The 21,157-nt window shown below is 68.2% G+C and carries 17 protein-coding genes; 10 read left to right on the top strand and 7 right to left on the bottom strand.

Annotated features, from left to right (window positions below):
* Positions 1-152 precede the first annotated feature (152 nt).
* Positions 153-464, top strand: a complete 312-nt coding sequence (locus LVJ94_42800; GenBank protein WXB03621.1) for an HU family DNA-binding protein — start codon at positions 153-155, stop codon at positions 462-464.
* Between the two features lie 32 nt (positions 465-496).
* Here LVJ94_42800 and LVJ94_42795 read toward each other — a convergent pair whose 3' ends face one another.
* On the bottom strand, positions 497-1,468 hold the full coding sequence (locus LVJ94_42795) for a LysR family transcriptional regulator (GenBank protein ID WXB03620.1): 972 nt from the start codon (positions 1,466-1,468) through the stop codon (positions 497-499).
* Positions 1,469-1,563: 95 nt separating this feature from the next.
* Between LVJ94_42795 and LVJ94_42790 the strand changes: the two genes are divergently transcribed.
* Complete coding sequence (locus LVJ94_42790) at positions 1,564-2,601, top strand: NAD(P)-dependent alcohol dehydrogenase (GenBank protein ID WXB03619.1); 1,038 nt, start codon at positions 1,564-1,566, stop codon at positions 2,599-2,601.
* Here LVJ94_42790 and lnt read toward each other — a convergent pair.
* The gene (gene lnt, locus LVJ94_42785) at positions 2,585-4,159 is read right to left on the bottom strand and encodes an apolipoprotein N-acyltransferase (protein ID WXB03618.1); all 1,575 of its coding nucleotides are present in this window, start codon (positions 4,157-4,159) and stop codon (positions 2,585-2,587) included. The two genes, LVJ94_42790 and lnt, sit on opposite strands and share 17 nt — an antisense overlap.
* A 13-nt stretch (positions 4,160-4,172) precedes the next feature.
* Positions 4,173-5,135, bottom strand: coding sequence for a porin family protein (locus tag LVJ94_42780; protein ID WXB03617.1), 963 nt, complete (start codon positions 5,133-5,135; stop codon positions 4,173-4,175).
* A 262-nt stretch (positions 5,136-5,397) separates the two neighbouring features.
* Here LVJ94_42780 and LVJ94_42775 point away from each other — a divergent pair, with 262 nt between their 5' ends.
* Genes LVJ94_42775 through LVJ94_42760 form a run of 4 tightly spaced genes read left to right on the top strand, consistent with a single transcriptional unit; the run spans position 5,398 to position 11,126 of the window.
* On the top strand, positions 5,398-6,609 hold the full coding sequence (locus LVJ94_42775; GenBank protein WXB03616.1) for a class I SAM-dependent rRNA methyltransferase: 1,212 nt from the start codon (positions 5,398-5,400) through the stop codon (positions 6,607-6,609).
* The gene (locus tag LVJ94_42770) at positions 6,606-7,421 is read left to right on the top strand and encodes an HAD hydrolase family protein (GenBank protein ID WXB03615.1); all 816 of its coding nucleotides are present in this window, start codon (positions 6,606-6,608) and stop codon (positions 7,419-7,421) included. The genes LVJ94_42775 and LVJ94_42770 overlap by 4 nt, the downstream gene beginning before the upstream one ends.
* A 10-nt stretch (positions 7,422-7,431) precedes the next feature.
* A complete protein-coding gene (locus LVJ94_42765; GenBank protein WXB03614.1) occupies positions 7,432-8,649 on the top strand; it encodes an aspartate aminotransferase family protein in 1,218 nt (405 codons plus the stop codon).
* Positions 8,650-8,657: 8 nt separating this feature from the next.
* Positions 8,658-11,126, top strand: coding sequence for an HAD-IC family P-type ATPase (locus LVJ94_42760; protein ID WXB03613.1), 2,469 nt, complete (start codon positions 8,658-8,660; stop codon positions 11,124-11,126).
* A gap of 4 nt (positions 11,127-11,130) precedes the next feature.
* On the opposite strand, the gene LVJ94_42755 is transcribed toward LVJ94_42760, so the two are convergent.
* Positions 11,131-12,501 carry a serine/threonine protein kinase gene (locus LVJ94_42755; GenBank protein ID WXB03612.1) on the bottom strand — a complete coding sequence of 457 codons (1,371 nt, stop codon included), beginning with the start codon at positions 12,499-12,501 and terminating at the stop codon, positions 11,131-11,133.
* 101 nt (positions 12,502-12,602) lie between these two features.
* Between LVJ94_42755 and LVJ94_42750 the strand changes: the two genes are divergently transcribed.
* The 3 genes from LVJ94_42750 to LVJ94_42740 are packed head-to-tail and all read left to right on the top strand — an operon-like array spanning position 12,603 to position 17,255.
* Positions 12,603-13,595, top strand: coding sequence for a hypothetical protein (locus tag LVJ94_42750; protein WXB03611.1), 993 nt, complete (start codon positions 12,603-12,605; stop codon positions 13,593-13,595).
* A 24-nt stretch (positions 13,596-13,619) separates the two neighbouring features.
* Entirely contained in the window at positions 13,620-14,588 is a 969-nt protein-coding gene (locus LVJ94_42745) for an RluA family pseudouridine synthase (protein WXB03610.1), read from the top strand.
* Between the two features lie 51 nt (positions 14,589-14,639).
* On the top strand, positions 14,640-17,255 hold the full coding sequence (locus LVJ94_42740; protein WXB03609.1) for a phosphodiester glycosidase family protein: 2,616 nt from the start codon (positions 14,640-14,642) through the stop codon (positions 17,253-17,255).
* A gap of 7 nt (positions 17,256-17,262) precedes the next feature.
* On the opposite strand, the gene LVJ94_42735 is transcribed toward LVJ94_42740, so the two are convergent.
* Complete coding sequence (locus LVJ94_42735; GenBank protein WXB03608.1) at positions 17,263-18,135, bottom strand: MBL fold metallo-hydrolase; 873 nt, start codon at positions 18,133-18,135, stop codon at positions 17,263-17,265.
* 65 nt (positions 18,136-18,200) lie between these two features.
* Between LVJ94_42735 and LVJ94_42730 the strand changes: the two genes are divergently transcribed.
* Positions 18,201-19,148, top strand: coding sequence for a LysR family transcriptional regulator (locus LVJ94_42730; GenBank protein ID WXB03607.1), 948 nt, complete (start codon positions 18,201-18,203; stop codon positions 19,146-19,148).
* Here LVJ94_42730 and LVJ94_42725 read toward each other — a convergent pair.
* Positions 19,145-19,942, bottom strand: coding sequence for a sigma-70 family RNA polymerase sigma factor (locus LVJ94_42725; protein WXB03606.1), 798 nt, complete (start codon positions 19,940-19,942; stop codon positions 19,145-19,147). The genes LVJ94_42730 and LVJ94_42725 overlap by 4 nt on opposite strands.
* Before the next feature lie 230 nt (positions 19,943-20,172).
* Entirely contained in the window at positions 20,173-21,093 is a 921-nt protein-coding gene (locus LVJ94_42720; protein ID WXB03605.1) for a DUF882 domain-containing protein, read from the bottom strand.
* Positions 21,094-21,157 lie beyond the last annotated feature (64 nt).

Genomic DNA, 21,157 nt, shown 5'->3' with positions numbered 1-21,157 from the left:
CCGGTCCCCGCAAGCGTGGGGCGAAGCGAGGGAGGGAAGACATTCGTTTGGACGGACGTGTTCGGGGCAGTATTGGCGGGAAACGATTGACGCAGGTAGAGCGTTAGAGTGGGCCGGCGATCGTCGATTTCATTCGACAGGAGGAAGCTCAAATGGCGAATAAGCGGATGACCAAGGCGCAAGTGATTTCCGAGATTGCTGAGTTCTCGGAGCTCGACAAGAAGAGCGTCTCTCGGGTGTTTGATGGCCTGACGGAACTCATCAAGAAGCAACTCAGCTCGCGCGGTCCCGGCGAGTTCGTGATCCCGGGCCTGCTCAAGCTCAAGGCCGTCAAGAAGCCGGCCACGAAGGACCGTCCCGGCATCAACCCCTTCACCAAGCAGCCGATCACGATCAAGGGCAAGCCGGCTTCCAAGAAGATCCGCGCTTCGGCCCTCAAGGCCCTCAAGGACCTCATTCAGTAATATCCCGTCTCTCCCTCACCGCGCCGTGCCGTTCAGGAACGGGGGGCGCGGCGGAGATCGGCGGTGTGGGCGTCAGTTCGGGCAATCGGCCCTGAAGCTGACGCCTTTGCCGTTTTGTGGTCCCGGAATAGCTCGACCAGGAAATCGAGGAAGACCCGCACCTTGGGCAAGAGGTGGCGGTTCTTTGGATAGAGCGCGTGAATCGGACGCGTCGGCATGGGGTAGTTCTCGAGGACGCGAACGAGCTCGCCTCGCGCGAAAGCGTCCTTCACGACGAAGTCGAACAGGGCGACGAGCCCTCGGCCCGCCAAGGCCGCCTGGTAGCCCGCAGCCGCGTCGTTGGCGTGATACGGGCCCTTGATGTCGACGGCCATGGTGGTGCCGTCGGCGGCCACGAAGCGCCAAGGATCGGGGCGCCCGTCCCGGAGGTACCCCAGGCAATCGTGCTCGGCGAGATCGCTCGGTGCCTTGGGCGTGCCGCGCCGTGCCAGGTACGCGGGCGCAGCGCACGGGACGATTTGGCTCGCGCCGAGGCGGCGCGCGATGAGCGCGGATTCGCCCGGTGGACCGATGCGCACGAGGATGTCGATGCCCTCGGCCACCGGGTCGACGAATGAATCGCGCAGCGTGAGCTCGAGCCGGACCGCCGGGTACTTGGCGAGAAACAAAGGCATCTTCGGCGTGATGACGGCATGCCCGAGCGCGACCGGGATCTCGACGCGTAGGAGCCCGGACGGCTTCTGGCTGGCACGCGCCATGGCATCGTGCGCCTCGCGCAGCTCCCCGAGGATGCGCACGCACCGCTCGTGAAAGGCGCGCCCGTCGTGGGTCAGGCTGAGTGAGCGCGTGGTGCGCGAAAGGAGCGGAACGCCGAGCTCGCGCTCGAGCTGCGCGACCCGCCGGCTGACCGCGGAGGCGGTGACGCCGAGCCGGCGCGCGGCGGAGGCGAAGCTTCCCGCTTCGACGGTGGCCGTGAAGAACTCGATTCCGGCGAGGGTGCCCACGATTCGTTCCTTTTTAGCACGAGTGACCTTCCGAATCCGGACCTACTGCCGATGAACGCACGAATCTACGGTTCGCGGGCACATTGGAGGAATGAATGAAAGCCTGGGTCATCGACGACAAATTCGGTATCGACGCGCTGAAACTCGTGGAGCTCGAAACGCCCAAACCGGGATTCGGCGAGGTGTTGCTGCGGGTGCGCGCCGTTTCGCTCAACTATCGCGATCTGGTGTTCGTCGAAGGGGTGGCGAGCCCGCAGCACCCGCGGCCGCTGATTCCGACGTCCGACGCCGCCGGCGAGGTCGCCGCGGTCGGAGAAGGCGTCACGCGGGTGAAGGTCGGCGACCGCGTGGTGACGCACTTTTCGAATTGGATCGGTGGAAGGGCGACGCACGCGCGCATGTTTGGGAGCACCCCTGGCGGCTCGTACGATCTCTCCCTTGGTAAACCGCACCAAGGCGCGCTCTCCGAGTACGCGCTCTTTTCCGCCGAGCGGGTGTTGCCGTTTCCGGAACATTTGTCCTTGGAGGAGGCTTCGACGTTGCCGATTGCCGCGCTTACCGCATGGCACTCTCTTTTCTTGAACGAGTCGCCGCTCAAGGCTGGCGAGACAGTGCTGGTGCAAGGCACGGGCGGCGTCGCCATCTTCGCCATCCAGCTCGCGCGGGCCGCCGGGGCTCGCGTCATCGTGACCTCCAGCAGCGATGAAAAGCTGGCACGCGCCCGCGAGATCGGCGCGCACGAGGGCATCAATTACAAGAAGAACCCGGACTGGGACGTCCGCGCGCTGGAGCTCACCGGGGGCGTTGGCGTCGACTTCGTCGTCGACGTGACGGGCAGTGAACTCGGGCGATCCATCCACGCCGTGCGGGCCGGTGGGCAGGTGAGCGTCGTCGGCGTGCTCGCGGGGATCACCGCGCAGCTGGACATCTATCCGCTGTTGCAGAAGAAGGCGCGCCTTCAGGGCATCTTCACGGGGAGCCGCGACCACTTCGAGGATCTGAACCGCGCCATCGCGCAGCACCGGTTGCGCCCTGTCGTCGACCGCGTCGTGCCGTTCGACAAGGCGCGCGAGGCGTTCGGGCGTCTCAAGAACGGTCAATTCGTCGGCAAGATCGTCATCGCCGGCGCCTAGCCGCGGCCCAGGCGACGGCCGCCGTCCCGGCGGCGAGCAGCACGGCGAAGGGCCCATCGCCGAACCGCGTGTAGAGGGTGGGCGGCGTCTCCAGCAACGCGGGCTGGGCGAGGAGGATGCCCGGCGTGGTGCTCGCGTACCGACCGCGCACGCGCCCAGCGGCATCGACCCAGCTCGTAGGGCCATAGTTGACCGCGCGCACCATGTCGCGGCGGCCCTCGATGGAGCGCATCGCGGCCATGCGAAGGTGCAGCTCGCTCTCGGTGCTCTCGGCCTCGCCCGCCGTGAACCATGCGTCGTTGGTGACGTTGACCAGGAGATTCGGCGCGAGGGCCATGGCTTCGCGCCCCGCGGCCGGCAGGGTGTCCTCGAAGCAAATGAGCACGGTGGCGCGCACCTTCCCGACGGCGAGGACCACCTGCGACGTGCCCGGCGTGAGCCCCAAGCCTCGGGCGAAGGTGCGCCGGATCCATGGAATCGTGTCGGCGAGCGGCACGGTCTCGCCAAACCAGAGCAAGTGCAGCTTGTCGTACGGCTGCGAGAGCGATCCGTCGCCACGGGCCACGACGGCGGAGTTGAATCGCTCCGTCTCCCCGCTGCGTTGAAGGTCGGCCGCCGCAAGCGGCGGACCTCCGCGGAGTACGGCACCTGTCAGCACGGGCCCGTGCACGCCCGGCTGCAGGATCGTCCACGATGCCGTGGGCGCGCGCCGCGAGGCGTGGGCAATCTCGTACGGATAGGCCGACTCGTGCCAAATCGTGAGCTCGGCCCCATCCCGTTCCGCACGCTGCGTGAGCTCGGTCAGCGAGGTGAGAATGTGCCGCGCGCGCGCGCGGTCCCAGCGCTCCGTGGCCTCCACGGATGGCTGCACGAGGGCCACCTTGGCCGTCTCCGCGCCGGCCCGCATCGCGTCGATTTCGCCCATGCGGATGCGCCCGTGGAGGTACATCGCCGCCGGCAGCGCGAGCGCCGCCCACGCGGGGCGCAGTTGCCGCTGCCGCACCGCCATGGCGAGGAAGCCCGCGGAGAGCGCCATCCACGCGCTCACGCCGCGCTCACCGATGATGTCGGCCAGCTGCACCAACTCGGGACGCAACGTGGCGCCGCCTGCCGGGTTCCAGGGGAAGATGACCGGCACCCACGTGCCGATGTACACCGCCGCCGCAAAGGCCACTGGGCGAGGCACCCGCCACGGCATCCGTTGCGTCAGTGCATTCCACACCCACGCCGCCGCCATCCAGCGCAAGGCCTGCGCCGCCGCGAGCAACACCAGCGCGACCAGCCCGACGGAGTACGGGAGCGGGGTAAAGCGCGTGACCACACCGGGCACGAACCGCAGTGCCACCACGTTGGCGCCGATGCCGAACCCGAGTCCGAGCAGGCCGCCGCGAAACCACGAAAAGGGAACGGCGGCCTCCGCGCACTCTTCCAGCAAGTACGCGAAGGCCGCCATCCCGAACCAAAGGGCGCTGACCAGATCGAACGGCGGCGACGCGCACGCGAAGAACGCGCCGCTAAGACAAGCAAGCGAAAATAGAAACAGCCGGCGTCGCGCCAAGCGAAGCGGGTTCCTAGAAGTAGATCGTCATGCCGCCTTGAAAGAGACCGCCGCCGGACGTGTTGCTCGTTCGGCCCGTGCCGGACTCCACGAACTCCGGATTGCGATCCTTGTCCGCATCGGTGCGGCCGCGGATGAACCCAATCATCGCGATGTTCAAGGCAAAGTGACGTGCGACGCGGAACTCGAGCCCGACGCCCGCGTGCCCGCCGAAGTAGTAGTACCGGCTGTCGGACCAGCCGGGCGAGCGCGAGCCATCGCGGTTGATGCTGGCGGTGGCCCAGTCGACGCCGAGCGGGAAGTACACCTGCACGCGCGAGCGCGGGTTCACGAAAATGAGGCCGCTGACGCTGAAGTTCACCTCACCGCGGCGGTCGCCGTAATAATCTTTGCCACCGAGGAAATCGACACCGGCTTCGAGGCCGAAGTACGGCGAGGGCTTGAAACGCAGCGCGAGACCGCCACCGCCCATGCCGGAGTTGTCCGCCTTGTCTCGGCCGAGGATGGCGCCCTCGAGGCGAAGGTTCAGACCCCACTCTTGGCGGTTGTAAGGCAGGCGGTGATTCGGCCGCGGCGTGTACTGGTAAGGCGGCGGCGCATCGACCCGCCCTTGCACCACCACCACGGGGGGCGGCGCGGGTTGGTACACCACCACGGGGGGCGCGACGGGCGTGCCGGGAGGTGCCGGCGGGGCGGGCGGTGCAGGTGGCGCGGGAGCAGCAGGCGGCGCGGGGGCGCCGACTTCGACACCTGCGGCCGCGGGCGCCGTACCCGGCAGTGGCTGCAGTTGACCATTCGCGGGGGCCGCCGCGGCCCCATTGGCCTTCGCCGCGTCGTTGCAGAACCAGCTGCCGGGCGGACAGTTCGACGAGGCCCCGGGTTGTTGCGGGGCGGCTTGGGCCAGCGCCGTTCCTGAGACGGAGAGCGCAAGGGCCGAAAGAAAAATCGTCCTGACCGCCTTCTGGTTGCTCGTCATGTGAGGATGCCTCGAGGGTATTCTAGCGCCGGTGGTAGGCGAGATAGGATGCTTTCTTAGCAACCCAAGTGCCATGGAGAACTGCTCGCCGCACTGGGGAATCCCGCAGTCCCGTCGACCAGTGTTGACCGGCGTTCACGTCGCACGGGGAACGCACGTCGTGCCCGGCGTCACCCCCGCCACCTCTGTCGCTCCTGTCACCTTCTGCACGCCGAAGGGTGAGCCGCACCGGCGCGATGTCGTGTAGTAGAGTCGACCACGCATGCCGACTGTGCACCTAAAGCCTGGGCACGTTCAGCCCGTCTGGGCCGGACACCCTTGGATTTACGCACAAGCCATCCATCGGATGGACGGAGGCGTCGCTGCGGGCGACGAAGTCTCCGTGATGGATCCCCGGGGCAACCTGCTGGGTCGCGGTTTTTACTCACCTGGATCATCCATTCCCGTCCGCCTCCTGGTTCGCGATGCGGAAACACCGCTCGATGCCGCGTTCTTCCGCGAGAAGCTCGAGCGTGCGCTTACGTGGCGCGCGAGGCTCGGATTGCCCAGCCACGAGGGGGAAAAGACCACCGGGTACCGCCTGGTGCACGCGGAGGGCGATGGCCTGCCGGGCCTCATCGTCGATCGCTTCGACGACGTGCTTGCGGTGCAATTTCTCACATCGGGCATGAAGCGCCGCGAGGACATGGTGCTTGCCGCCCTCGAGCAGCTGCTCGCGCCGCGGGTCATCGTCGATCGGACACCGGGGATCACGGCGAAGCACGAGGGATTCACCACCCACCCCGGCATCGTCCGCGGCGATCCCGGCGCGCAGAATCGCGAGGCGGGTTTCGCCTTTTTCGAGCGCGGTCTGTCGTTTCGCATCCCGTTCGAGCTCGGGCAAAAGACCGGGTACTACTTCGACCAGCGCGGGCTTCGGGCCCGCGTGGAGCAGCTCGCGCTGGGGCGGAGCGTGCTCGATGCGTACAGCTTCGTGGGGCCTTTTGCCCTGGCTGCGGCGCGCGGAGGCGCCAACAGCGTGACCTCCGTCGACGAGAGCGGCCTGGCCATTCAAGTCGCGGAAAGTTGTGCGCGCGACAATGGGCTCGACGGACGCATCTCCTTCGTGAAGGCCGATGCGCGCAAGGCGCTGCGCGATGCGGGCAACGAGGGCGGACACGATCTGGTCATCGTCGACCCACCGCGTCTCGCTCCAACGCGCGGTTCGCGGGAGGGGGCGCTGATGGCCTACGCGAAACTCGCCGAATTGGGGTGCCGCGCGACCAAGCCGGGCGGGGACCTCATCTTGTGCTCGTGCTCCTCGGCCGTCGACATGCAAGCACTTACGCGCTCGCTGGCCATCGGGGCGCTCCACGCCAACATGCAGGCGTTCATCTGGGAGCGCGCCTTCCAAGGGGCCGATCACCCCGTGAGCGCGGCGTTTCCCGAGGGGCTTTATCTGAAGGCGCTTCTCGCACGCATCGAAAACCGATGATCCCGCTCTCTTCGCTCGACACCGCGACGGCGTGTTCGCTCCGCGGTCTTCTGTTCGATCTGGACGACACCTTTCTCTCGCACGGCCTGCTCACGCGCGCAGCGTACGAGGCGCTCTGGAAGCTGCACGATGCCGGCCTTCGCTTGGTGGCCGTCACCGGCCGGCCCAGTGGCTGGGGCGAAATCATCGTTCGGCAGTGGCCCATCGACGGTGCGGTCACCGAAAATGGCGCCGTTCATCTCGTGCGCGAAGGCCGAGGCATCGCGCGGCTCGAAGCGTGCGACGAGAACGAACGCCGCCGGCGGCGCATCCGCCTCGCACAGCTCGTCGAGCGGGTTCGCATGGAGGTGCCCGAAGCGCGACTCGCCGACGACGTCGACGCGCGGCGGTCCGACGTGACGTGGGACATCGGCGAGCGTGTGCATCTGCCACGCGAACGCGTCGATGCCATTGCGGCCATCATCGCGGACGAAGGTGCGCGCACCACGCGTTCCAGTGTTCACGTGCATGCCACATTCGACACCGACGACAAGGCTTCCGGCACAGTTCGTTTCTTGCGCGACCGGTTCGCGGAGGACGCCGGGCGGGCCCTCGTCGCGTACGCTTTCGCCGGCGACAGCGGCAACGATGCCGCGTGTTTTGCGGCATTTCGTACCACCTTCGGCGTGGCCAACGTCCGGCCCTACCTGGAACGCCTCACGGTTCCGCCCCGGTACGTTGCGCAGAACCCGATGGGCGAAGGATTCGCCGAAATCGCGGAGATCTTGCTCGAGCGCCGCAGCAAAGGAGACGCGCCGCGACGACTGCTATAAAGGGGAAACCATGCCATCCCCCCAAGACGAACTCCTCGAGATTGCCAAGCGCCGCCTTTATGGAAACTATCGCCCCGCGCAGGTCGTGTTCACCCGCGGCAAGGGTTGCGATCTCTATGACGTCGACGGCAATCGTTACCTGGATCTCTGTGCGGGTGTGGCCGTGGACGCCGTCGGTCATGCGCATCCGACCTTGGTGAGCGCCATCGCCGAACAGGCGGGGCGCTTGATGCACGTTTCGAACTACTTCTACAACGAGCCGAACATCCGCCTCGCGGACGAGCTCTGTCGCCGCAGCGGCTTCGCGCGTGCGTTCTTCTGCAACACCGGCACGGAGGCCAACGAGGCGCTCCTCAAGATGTCGCGCCGCTACTTCTATGGCCAAGGCCAGACGAACCGGGCGCGCATCATTGCCTTCGACAACGCCTTCCATGGACGCACCCTCGGTGCGGTGTCGATGACCGGCACGCCGAAGTACCGCGAGGGCTTCGGCGTTCCAGGAAACGTGACCCACGTGCCGTACGGAGACCTCGAGGCCGTGCGCAAGGCCATCGGACCCGACGTGGCCGCCGTGATCGCCGAGCCCGTGCAGGGTGAGGGCGGCGTCTTCCCCGCGCCGCCCGGCTTCTTCTCGGGCCTGCGCGCGTTGTGCGACGAGCACGGGGCGCTCTTTTTGGTCGACGAAGTGCAGACCGGCATCGGGCGCACCGGCCGCTTCCTCGCGTTCGAGAAGGACCACGTGATGCCCGACGCCATCGCGTTGGCCAAAGGGCTCGGTGGCGGCTTTCCCATCGGGGCCATGCTCACCACGGAGAAGCTGGCCGATGCGCTTCCGCCGGGCACGCACGGGTCCACGTTCGGTGGCAACCCGCTGGCCTGCACCGCGGCGCTCACCGTGCTGCGGATCCTCGACGAGGAGAAGCTCGTCGAAGGCGCCCGCGCCAAGGGTGCGGCGTTGATCGGGATGCTCGAGGACCTGGTCCGCGACTTCCCGAATGCGTGCGAAGGTGCCCGCGGCGACGGCCTTCTCGTGGGGCTCATCTTGCGCGAAGGCTTCGTCGCGCGCGACGTGCTGCCGCTCATTCAGGCGCAGGGCGTGCTGCTCATCGCCGCCGGCGAGCGCGTGATTCGCTTTGCGCCGCCGCTCGTGGTCACCGAGGCCGAGCTTGCGCGCGGCGTGACGGCGCTTCGTACCGTCGTCGCCGAGCTGGACAAAGCGCGGCGCTGAGGCTTCTCATGGACGGGCGCACACCTTCCCCCGCTTCGACGACGCATGCGTGCCCTGCGTGCGGCAAGAAGATCGACCCGCTCCGGGCGGGGGAGGTGGCGATCCTCGAGGGGCAGTTTTTCTACTTCTGCGATCGCACCTGCAAGCGTGACTACGTGTCGAGCGCCGGCTCGATGTCGGTGCTCCAACGGTTCACGGCGGATCCTCCGCCGGTGGCGCCCGCGGTCCTGCCGATCATCAAGCCGGCGCACACGAATGGATCGCGCGAAGCCGTTCCTCCGCCCGCCGAGTCGTGGCCGGATCTGGACGAGCCGCGGATCTCGTCGCGTTCTCTGCCCGAGACGGAGCCGTTGTCCACGGGGCACGATCCTTACGTCGATTCGGCGGACGAATTGCCGAACGAAGAGTCTCCCGCGCCGAGCCACCGCGCGGCGGCCATCGAAGAGTCGCTCTACGAAGAACCTCCGCCGGACGAGGCGTCGCCCCCGGAGGAGGAGTTGCCAGTTCACGAGCCCGCCCCCATTCCTCCTCCTGTTTCCGAGGAGCAGGAAGAGGAAATCGCGAGCGGGAGGAGAGAGCCCGCCGCCGAGGAACGCGGGTGGCGTGCGTTTCTCCGCGCCAAGCAAGACACGATTGCGTATGCCGGTGCAGCACTGGGCGTGCTCGCCGCGGTGGTGGCGCTCGCGGGCGCGCAGGTGGCGCGCGAGCCGCTGGCCGTGGTGGCATGCGCGATTTGGCTCGTGCGCGTGTCCACGTCGCGCCACGATCGGGCGCTGGCGCATCCCTACATCGCGGCATTGCCGCCGGTTCTCGCGCTCATCGCGGCGCTTTGGGCGGCGTGGGGGCACGAGGCCAATGCCGGCTCGCTGGCAGCGTTCGCAGGGCTGTGCGCCGCGGCGGCGTTGGTCATTGCGGTCCGCGTCGATCGCGCGCTCGAGCCGATTGCGCACCATCGCGCGCGCATTGCCGAGGCGCTCGACGTGCGCGTTCGCGTGGTGCGCGGCGAGGAGACACTGGAGTTGTACCCCGCGCAGGTGAAGCCCGGCGAACACGTCATGGTCGAAGCCGGCGAGGTGGTGGGTGTCGACGCCATCGTGGCCGCGGGCGAGGCCACGGTGATTCCGTGGATCGACGGGCCCGCCGAGGCGCGCAAGAAAGAGGGCGACGCCATCGTGGCCGGCGCCAAGGTCGTCTCGGGCACGCTGCGTTTGATGACCACGTGGGCCGCGCACGAGCGCGCGTGGGTGCGCCTTCTGCTGGATCCCGATCTGCGCATCGATGTCGCTGCGCCGCTGGCGCGCGGAACGCGGCTGCTCCTGGAGCGCGGGGCGCCCATCGCGGCGTTGCTCGTGGGGGTGGCGGTCGTCGCCAACGACGGACACGGCCCCGCGGTGCTGGCCGCCGTTGCGGCGGCGGCGATGGCGCTGGGCGTGTGGGGCGTGGGGGCGGCGTTGGCCCTGTATTACGCGCAGGGGCAGGCCGAGGCCCTGAGCTATGGCATCGTCTTCAAGGACGCGCGCGCGTTTCAGAATGCGGGCGTCGCCGACATCGCGGTCGTGTGCTCCCGCGGCACCGTGCTCATGGGCGAGCCCGAGATCGTGGCCCTGGAGCCCCTCGGTTCCCTCGAGGAAAACCGCGTCTTGGCGCTGGCCGCCGGTGCGGAGACGGCGTCGAGCCATCCCTTCGCGTCGGCCATTCTGCGCGCGGCTCAATCGCGCGGGATCCGCATCGAGAACGTGCGCAACGCCACGGCGCACGCAGGCCTCGGTGTCACTGCGCTTTCCGCCCGCGGCGAGCGGCTCGTCGTGGGAAGCCGTGCTCTCTTGCTCGAGGAGCGCGTGAGCGTGGCGCTCGCCGATGCACGCGTGTCCGAGCTCGAGGCCCAGGGACGCAGCGTGCTGCTCGTGGCGCTGGCCGGCAAGCTCGTGGGCTTGGTGGCGCTGCAAGATGGTCTACGCGCAGGTGCTCGCGCCGCCGTGCAACGCTTGCATGATGCACGCATCGAACCGGTGCTCCTGAGCGGCGAGGCTCGCGACACGTGCGAGACCCTGGGGCGCGCACTGGACATCGATCACATCCGTCCCGAGGTTCTTCCCACCGATCGCGGTGCCGAGGTGCGGGCCTTGCGCGAGGGCGGCCACGCGGTGGCGGTGCTCGGTCACCCGCAGTCCGACGACGCCGCGCTCGGGGCGGCCGACGTGTCCGTCGCGCTCTCCGCCGCCGGCGCCACCCCCGGTGAATGGTCCGTGGCGCTTGCCTCCGACGACGTTCGCCACGCGGCGCTGGCCCTCGCGTTGGCGCGCACCACGCGCGAGCGCACGCGCATGGCCTTCATCCTGGGCATCGCGCCCGGGGTCGCCGTCACCTTGGCCATTGCCGCAGGGCTCTTGCCGCTCGTCATCGCCCCCATCGCCGCCGTCGTGGCCACCTTGGGCGCCTTGGCCCACGCCCGCGCGCGCGAATCGCGCATGGCTTGAACGCTCACGCCGCCGTCATGCCCAGCGTGGGGTACTTCTTGACGAGGAAATCGCGCAAGGTCCCCAGGCGTGCCTGGCGCTCGGCCTCCGCCGGTGCGGCCTGTGCGGGCACCGCGTCGCGGGCGATTTCGGCTTGGGCGCGCCACTCGGCCGAGTCGGGAAGTCCCATGGCTTCGCGAAAGGCGTTGCCCATTTCGATGGCGCTGTCGAAGCGCATCGCTTTGTCCTTGGCCAGCGCGCGGAAGAAGAGCGCATCGAGCACCGGCGGTGCCTGCGCGACCAAGGTGCGAATCGGTGGCGGCGAGCGCTGCACTTGCTCTTGGCGGATCCAGAACTCGCTCTTGTTCTCGGTGCTGAAGGGCGTGCGCCCGCTGAGCATTTCGTACAGCACGATGGCGGCCGAATAGAGATCGCTCCGTCCGTCCACCGGCTGCGAGAGCACTTGCTCCGGGGACATGTAGGCCCCGGTGCCCGGGGCGATCTGGCTCTCGTCGGGGCCGTTGGGCTGATTCATCCGCGCGATGCCGTAGTCGGTGAGCTTCACGATGCCGTCTTTGCGGATCAAAATGTTCGACGGCTTCACATCGCGGTGCACGATGCCGAGCGCGTGGGTCGCCGCCAGCGCGCCGAGCAATTGCTGGAAGTAGTACCAGGCACGGCGAAACGGCATCCCCGGCAGCGCCCCGGGCCCGCGTAGCTGCGCCCGCGCCACGTGCCGCGCGATGACTTGCTCCAATGTGTCGCCGTCGACGTACTCCATCGCGAGGGCCAGCGACGGTGGCTCCGGGCGACTTGGCGGTGGCAACGGCGGCTGCGGCGGCCATTCGAACAAATCGAAAAAGCGCACGATGTTCGGGTGCGAAAGCGCACGCAGCGCCTCGGCCTCGTTGCGGAAGAACGCGCGCACGTCCTCCCGTGCGCCGATCTGCGCGCGCAGCACTTTGAGGGCGATGGCCACGGGTGGCTCGCCCCCGCGCGCCCCGCCGGGCGGGTAAAAGAGCCAGCCGCGCCAGACGATGCCCATGCCGCCCTCACCGACCCGCGTCTCGATGACCATGCGCCCATAGCCGCGCTCGAGCGTGGCACCCGCCGCAATGGGCACGAAGCGCAGGTCCGACGACGGCACGGGCGCGGCGGCGACGGACGCGGGCACCGGCTGCTGGCTCGCCACGACGCGGCTCTGCAGAACCTGCTCCGGCATTTGGCTCGTTCCGCCGCGCTTTCCCATCGAGGGCGCCGACGGCTCGGGGACACTAACCACCTGAGCCACGGGGGGATGCGGCCACGACGGCGTGGCGGCCACGGTGGCCGCGTTCGACGAGGGCACGGCCGGTGTGGAGATCGGCACCCGCCGCTCCCCCGGAGGGATGCTCACCCTGGAGCCGCACTGTGGGCAGAACCGTATCGGCTGGTCCGAGGCTTCCCCCCACGAGCTCAGGTCCGTGCCGCATGTCGTGCAGAACAAAGGGTGCCTCCGTGCTCCAGGGTAGCAAGAGCGTTAAGATCAAGGATCATATGGAGATGCTGGCCCCCGCACCGGATTTTCGCTACGTCGGGTTCTTTCCCGGCCCGCGGCACGGTTTGGGCGTCCTTGGGGGCGTCGTGGCCGCAGGAGCAGGGGTGGGGGCGGGGATCTGGCATACCTTTGGTCCTCGGGGGGCGATCGCCTCGGGCCTCGTGGCCATCGCCACCACGGCGTATTCCATGCACCGTTTGCGTTGGGGACGCACGCCGCACGTCGCGCCACGCAGCGTGCCGATGGCCCTCGTGCCCTGGGGATTGCTCGTCGATCACGAGGAGCAGCCGCGCGTTCTTCGCTGGGCGGGCATCACCCGCGTGCACATCGAGACGACATTCGGGCGCGACCAAGCGACGGATTCGACGCTCTGGAGCTACGTGGTGATCGAGACCCCGCGCGAGCGCTTTACGGGCCATACGCCCGGCGCCGTGCCGCTGGAGCGCCTCACCGTGCACCTCGATGCGTACGCGAACGAGGCCGCGCACTCCATCGCGCTCGACCTCGATGGTTCGCAAGCGGGCCGTGGTCCCTACGAGCCGGACTGCGAGCCGCTCGTTCGCGCGGCGCGCGCGTACGTGCAGACGTCGTCCGCCTCGGCGCGTCTCGGGCTCGAGGCTGCGGGCTACCGCCGCATCACCTCGCGCTGCCCGAGCGCGCGCACGCTCGATACGTTGCGAAACATTCTGCGTGACCGCACCGATCGACGGGTCGACCCTCGGCCGTTCGCGGCCATCGTCGCCGCGGAGTTGGGCGCGAAGGCGCTGGTGACCGAGCTCGTTGCACTCGTGCAATCCCCGCATCCCATCGTAGCGGCGGTTGCCAAGGCAGCATGCCAGCGGCTCGGCGTCTCGCAGTCCCGCGTGGGCACTCTCGACGAGGTCGCCCCATTTCTCATGGAACCGGACCTGGCGACCCTCCAGGCGTGGGTGGATCCCGCAAGGGCGAGGTGACGTGGTACGGTCCCGGGCCCCGCTATGGATTCAAAAGAAAAAAGCGAATACACCGTGCCGGACCAGCTCGACGGCGAACGACTCGATCGCGCCGCCGCGCAGCTCGCCTCGGGCCTCTCGCGTGCGCGCCTGAAACGCGCCATCGAGGCCGGCGCCGTGCGGGTGAACGGCCGCCGCAAGCCCAAGGGCGCCGTCGTCGCGAAGGGCGACGTCATCTCCATCGATACGAGCCAAGTTTCCGACGCCGACAGCCCCGCCGAGCCCTCGCCCGATGCTCCGCTCGTCGTCTGCTTCGAGGGCGAGGGCGTTCTCGTCGTGGACAAGCCCGCCGGTCAGCCCACCGCGCCGCTCCGCCCCGGGGAAGTCGGCTCGCTGGCGAATGCCCTCGTCGGCCGCTACCCGGAGCTCGCGGGCGTGGGCTACTCGGCGCGCGAGCCCGGCCTCGTGCACCGCCTCGACACGGACACCTCGGGCCTCGTCCTCGCGGCGCGCAGCCAAGAAGCCTTCGACGTGCTGCGCACGGCGCTCAAAGAAGACCGCATCGACAAGCGTTACCTGCTTCTCTGCGCGAGCGCCGATCTGCCCGACGAAGGTTCCATCGAGTTTCCGATCGCGAACCACCCGAAGGATCAGCGCCGCGTTTACCCGTGCATCCACCCGCGCGACGTCATGCGCTACGCCCCGCGCCCCGCCTCCACCTCGTACCGCGTGATCCAGCGGGGCACCCCGTGGGCCCTCGTCGAGGTCACCGTTTCGCGTGCCTTGCGCCATCAGATCCGCGTGCATTTCGCCGCCATCGAGCACCCCCTCGCGGGTGACGTGCTCTACGGCGGTGCCGAGATTCGCTCCCTCGGCCGGCACGCCCTCCACGCCTCGCTCATTTCGTTTGCGGGCGGGCCGGGGGTGGCCGAGTTCAACGTCACCTCCAAGCTCCCCCCCGCTATGGCCGCGCTGGTTACATCGGAGAGTGAAGGCGGCGCCTCCGAAACTTGACCCCGGGGGAAGACCCCATTACGCGTCTAGCGTTTCAGGATCATCACGAACGTGCGGGCGCTCACCTCGAAAATTCCGTATCGGCTCGCCTCCGGCGCAGGGTTCGTCGCGCTTTGGGTGGCGCTAGCGGGGGATGGGCCCGCCGAGCACGATCCCAAGGCGCTCGCGACCGTTCTCGGCGAGGCCATCCGCGGTGAGCGCGCGGAGCCGGGCCATGTCGACCCGCGTGATGTGCGCTGGGAGCCGTCGGGCGGCATGGTCTCCGATTACCTGGTCGGGCGCTGGGCGCTCTTTCTCGGAAGCGAAGCGCCAGGGGCGCCGCGCGACGTGTACCGCGCCCGCGTTCGCCTCACCCCGGAGGGGCGCCCCGTTGCGGTGCGCTCGCCGTACGCCCTGACGTCGACCCCGCTGGGCGACGATCACGCGCTCGTGATCCACGGTCATCGCGCGGCCTTCGCCACCTTGGCGTACGGCCAGGAGCAAAGCGTGAGCGTGCTCGATCTCGCGAAGGATGGCGCACGCGCCCCTGCGAGCCTGCCCGATCGCGCGATGATGTTCCTCACCAACCTGCAGCAGAGTGGCGCAGGCGACGGCGTTGGGCGCATCGACATCACCCTCGATCCTCCGGCCCGCGCGGTGGGCTTGGCCATCGACGCGGAGTCCCTTCGCATCGAGCGTTTGCAGGGCGAGGGCACCGAGAAGACCCGCTTCGATCTGGCGCGCGGCGAGATCGACACGCCGAACCCGGCACTTCACGCCGAGGCGGTGCCGCACCTTCCGAAGCGCTTCGTCTTTTGGGCCGTCGACACGGTGCGGGCCATCTCTTGGGTGGGTCCTGCCCCCATCGCTTGGCTCGAGGACAAGGTCTTCGGCGCGCGCGATGCCGTGAAGCAGTTCGCCTTCAAGCTGCATGGTTCGGGCGACAGCCGCGACGTGCTCGCGGACGCACCCGCCGCCAAGGCCAACGTACTCAAAAGCTCCAAGGCCGCCGACGGTGACGCCGAATGGCCGCCCGCCGACATGCCCTCGATCTGGAAGACGCCGGAACCCGGAGAGGGCACGTGGCAGGTACCCAAGATGCCGTGGATGAAGAAGCTGCCGGGCACCGAAGTGCCTGCGCCCTTCGTCCGCACCTTCGTCCGCCCCGACGAACAGCGCCCGTATGCCTCCGTGATGCTCGTGGCCATGGATATGCGCCAGCTCGAGCTGCAGATGGAGGCCGGCACCGAGGACCCGAAGCCGCTCACCGGCGGCCACGGCCCCGGGCGCATCCCGCGCGATCCCGCGATTGCTCCGCGCGTCGTCGCGGCCTTCAACGGCGCCTTCAAGACCGAGCACGGAAGCTACGGCATGATGGTGCACAAGCGCGTGCTCCTGCCGCCGCAGCCCGGTGCGGCCACCGTCCTCGTCACCACCGACGGGCGCGCCGGCATGGGCACCTGGGGCAACACGACCGAGGTCACCGGCATCCACGGCGTGGCCGATACCGACATCGACTCGTTCCGTCAGAACCTGGATCCGCTGCTCGATCGCGGAGAGATCAACCCGACGAAGCGTGCCCTCTGGGGTTACACCTTGCCGGGCAACGGCACGCAGACGGAGCGCTCGGGCATCTGCGTCACCGAGGCGGGCCACCTCGTGTATGCGTGGGGCGCGGAGGTGAGCGCGACGGTGTTGGCCAAGGCCATGAAGATGGCCGGCTGCGCGTACGGCATGCACCTCGACATGAACCCGCACCACACGGGCTTCTTGTTCACGCGCATCGACGACGTCAAAGCGCACAAGTTCCGTTCGGAGATCCTCGCCAGTGAAATGGAGATCTCCAACGATCGCTACATCGACTACGCGGCCAAAGACTTCTTTTACGTGCTCCTGCGCGATCCCACGCCGCCTTCGGTCGAAGGGGTCGAGTGGCGGCCGAACGCGGGCACGCAGCCGGCGCCTTCGTGGCTCACGGCGATGTGGGAGGCGCGCGATGGCCAGGTCGAGCTGTTCGACGTGGAGCCGCGGCGCGCCCGCTTTCGCATCCGTGCGGGCACCAAGGAGCCCGACGCCAAAACGGGCACGTCCCCCACGACGGAGTTGGGCGAGGAAGACGCCGAGCGCGTGCTCTTTGCCTTGTCGCTGGGCAACTCGCTGGAAAAGCATCCGCGCGGGCTGGTCACCGCGGGCAAAATGGCACTGCCCATGCGCGGCGGCGAGGATTCCGCGTCGCTCGTGGCGTCCGCCGAGGGCGAGCTCTCCATCGCAAGAACCGCGGAAATGGGCTCCGCGCTCGCGGGCATCGACATGGCCGAGCTTCCCCTGTTGATCGACGGCGGCGCCATCCTTCCCGGTGTCGCTGCGGGCCACACGGTGCACGGCCCTCGCGCGGCCTTGGGCCTTACGGCCGAGGGCCGCATCGTCGTCGCCAAGGGCACCTTCGCCAGCGATGCGCCGCTCGCCAACGCCCTGCGCCGCGCCGGATGCATCCGCGCCGTCGCGCTCGACCGGGGCACCCACGAGCCTCCCTCGCTCGATCGCGCGGGCACCTCCTCGCCGCCGCGCGCCCACTACGAGGCCACGGTTCTCTACGGCATGGGGCGCCCCTTCAAGCCGCGTGGCTTCCGCTTCGACGCGGCGTCGGCCGTTGCGGACAGCACGACGCTTACCACGCGCACACCCTAACGCGGCACTACGTGCGAGCTTGCCACGTGAGCCAATTGCCTGGGCGCACGATTTCCACGGGCATGTTCCGGCGCCGAGCAATCTGGAGAAGCGTACCCTCGGGATCCGGTAGCTCGCTGTAGCCCTCGGCGCCGACGACACCATAGTGAATCGGTACGAGCAGCTTCGCACCGAGGACGATCGCGGCGGCCACGGCTTGCTCGGGGGTCATCACGGCCGATACCTCGCTCACCGGTTTACGCCACGCGAAACGGGCGCCGTTGATCGGCAAGAACGCGGCATCGAACGGGCCAAATTGACGGCCGATATGCCACCACGAGCCATGCCACAAAGTGTCGCCGCAATGGATGATGCGTCGCCCTCCACCGCGGACCACCCATGACACTTGCGGATCGCCGTAGCCATCGATGGCCGGAACCGCCGTCGCCGTGAAGTCGTCGTCGAGCAGCACTGGTTCGTAGAGGGGCGCCATCCTCGTCTTGAAGCCCCACGCGGCCGCGGCTGCCGCCACCTCGGGCGCGCACACCAGGCGGCCGCTCTCGCCGAGTGCGCGGCGGATGGCGGCAGGATCGAAATGATCCGGATGACGATGGGTCACGAGGACGTACCGCGAACCCGACGCGACGTCGACGGGGATCAGCGGGTCCTTCAACGCCGGGCCCCACGCATCGGGGCTGATCAACGGATCGAGAAACAACGTACTCGTTGCGAGCTGCAGTCGCACTCCGGCCCACGCGAGGCGTTGCGCACGAAGGGTCACCGCGGGCTCGGTGGCGGCCGCCGCGCGTGCGGCGGGAAGGGCGCACCCGGCGAGAACGGAGGCGGCCGCATTCAAGAGAGCGCGCCGCCCGAACGGCGACGATGGAAAGAGCAATGCCATTCGCTCATTCGTAGAACCCGAGGGCAACTTGACAACCGAAGGCGCCCATCTATGGTTCACGACACATGATCGATTTCGAACCCCAAGTCGCCGCGCAACGCGGGCGGGGTCGGCGCCCCAAGACCAGCGAGCTCGAGGTCTTGGTGGCCATCGCGCGCGCCGGAACGTTTGGCGGCGCGGCCGTGGAACTAGGATGCACGCAATCGCGAATCAGTCACGCGCTGGCCGAGATCGAGTCCGCGTTGGGCCTTCGTCTTTTCGAGCGATCGCGAACGGGAACGCGTCCCACGGAGGTTGGCCATCGTGTCGTGGCCAAGGCGCGCGAGGCGTTGGAGCTGCTCGATTCCATTTCCGCTTCGCGCGATCGCGGTGTGCTGCGTGGAACCGTGCGGGTTGCCGCGTACCGGAGTGTGGCCACGCATCTTCTGACCCCGCTGGTGGATGTCCTCGTCCATGCGAATCCAGCGCTCCACCTGGAGCTCGAAGATGCGTGCACGGGGCGCGAAGAGGTGGAGCGCATGGTCCGCGATGGCCGTGCCGACATCGGCGTGGTGAACCTGCCCGCCGCCGCAGGCTTCACCGTCACGCCCTTTGCCGAGGACGATTACGTGGTCGTCGTCTCGAGCCGCCACCGGCCGCGGGCCGCATCGCTCTGGGCGGATCTGGGAAAGCTCTCGCTCCTCGAACTGCGCTGCTCGGGCGCGCGCGGCGCCGTGGAGGCCTGCCGCCAGAGTGGGATGACCAACCGCACGACCGCCAGCTTTTCCTCGGACTCCACCATCTTGGCCCAGATTGCGACCAAGGCAGGCTTCTCCATCCTGCCGCGCTTGGCCATCGAGCCTTTGCCGAAGGGGCTCGACGTGGTGGCCCTTCCCAACCCCACGCCGCGAACGCTCGCGATCATCCGGCGCAGCGATCGGCGCTCGTCCCTCTTGCGCGCGGTGACCGTCAGCCTCCGCAAAGGCATCCAGCGACCGACCTTTCCCGCGAGCCGGTGGATCCGCGTGGTTTAGGCCACGAGCGACGAGAGCAGGTCACGCAGTTTCGAGACGGCGCGCCAGTGGAGTTGCGAGACGCGCGGCAGGCTGACCCCGAGGGTCTCCGCGATCGTCTTGAATTGCTCGCCCTGGAAGTAGTGCAAAAAGAGGATGTGCCGCTCGCGCTCGGACAGCTCTTTCAACGCGCCTTTGAGGGCGCTGCGCTGCTGGTCCGCCTCCATCATCTCGAACGGCGTGGGCGGGCTCACGTCGGCGTTGAACACCGATTGAAGGCCGCCGGCGAGATCGTCGAAGCCGACGAAGGAGCAACGCTCCGACGGAAGCGAATCCCCGGCCGCGGAGTGCACCTCGCGCCGTGCGCGGCGGGAGAGCCAATCCTGGTTGCGCAGTTCGTCCATGATGGCGCCGCGGATGCGCACCCGCGCGTACCACTCGAAGGTGGGGCTGCGCACCGCACCGTCGCGCCGGATCGACGCGAGAAGCCCGAACGTGCCCGCGGCAATGAGATCCTCCCGCAGCACGTTGGACGGCACCTTCACCAGGAGGCGCGTCACCATCTGGTGCACGATGGGCAGGTACTGGCGGATCTCCTTGGCCGCGCGGTCCGCCCGCTCCCGGCTCTTGCTGCGCAGACGGCGCTTTCGGCGCGTGCGCTTTCGACGAACGCGGTCCGTGCTTGCCGGCGGCGGAGGAATGCTGTCGTCCAGATCCTCCGCAGCTTCCGCACGTACACCCTCCACGTGGGTCACACCGGTCGCACCGTTGTCGGCCGGGCAATACTCCGTGCTGGCGATCGCGAGCGGTTCCATGTTGGGGACCGCGCTTTGTTGCGCGCTCCATGCCAGCACCGCTGACCCGCAATTTTCCGATGTTTTTCTACCCCGCCAGCCCACGATGAGGTCAAAGGATACCCATGTGCGCTTGACCCACGGTGGATTTCTTGGGGATAGAGAGGGTCAAATTTGACCCTATTCCCGGTCGGTAGAGGTGTCGCCGGTCGGTCGGTCGTATGACCAGTCTGGAGCTGTCCTCTTACAGCTTACAGCGCCCCGCTCCCGGCGCTGTCACCGTTGGGGCTGGGGCTCGCCGGATCGTTTCCGATGGCGCCGCGGATTTCCTCGCCCACGTCGCTCGTTCCCTCGTCGGCATCGACGCCGGGGGTGTTGTAACGCGGCGGTTCGCCCGGTTTGGAGTAATCGATCCAGTAGGCGGGCGACGTGCGCACGTCCAAATGGACGAAGGTGCTGTTCGGGTAGTAGCCGACGCCCACGTTCTTGAGCGTCTTGCAGAAGTCACGCAGGACCTCGTTGGGTACGCCCAGGACGCGGAAGTCGATGGCCTTGCCCGCGTTGTGGTTCGAGTGGGGGGTATGCTGGGTCGGCGAATACGGCCGGAAGCCGCTGATGACTTCGATTTTCCGGCTTCCAAAATGATTCGACACCACGCCGACGAGCGCGACGAGGCGCGGGTCAATGGCATGGGTCTGACCCCCCGCACTCCGCAGCAACCGCTCGAACGATTTGAGGGCGGTGGGTGAGGCTCGACCGCGCCGGTCGGCCACCCGGATGGTGAAGTCTTCGCTCATGGCGAGCCGTGCCGCGTGGATCACGCCCGGCGTGCGCGCCGTCATGGCGTAGGTCGGCGGCTTCTGCGGTTTTCCGCCAGCTTTTCCCTTGGCGTCCTTCCCGTCTTTTCCGTCTTTGGTTGAGCTTTGCGGCGCGCTCACGCCGGGGATCACCAGCGTCTCGCCCACGCGCAAATGCCGGCCATCTTGCAGGTGATTTGCCTCCAAAATCGCTTTTTGCGACACGTGGTAGCGGCGCGCAATTGCCTCCAACGTGTGCCCCCGTGCAACCACGTGCTTCACGTCGGCGTGGGCCGATGTCGAAAAAACCGGTACGAAACCCGAGAGCAGGGCCGCCACCGCGACGGAAAGAGCAGATCGAACAACAACCCGCATGGGACGGGGGCTCATAGCACAAACGGGCTTCCCCGAGGGGCCGGGTCTATGGAACGCTCCCCGA

The organism is Sorangiineae bacterium MSr11367, assembly GCA_037157805.1.
In the GTDB taxonomy this organism is placed as follows: Bacteria; Myxococcota_A; Polyangia; order Polyangiales; family Polyangiaceae; genus Pendulispora; species Pendulispora rubella.
This window is presented reverse-complemented; position numbering and strand designations above follow the sequence as displayed.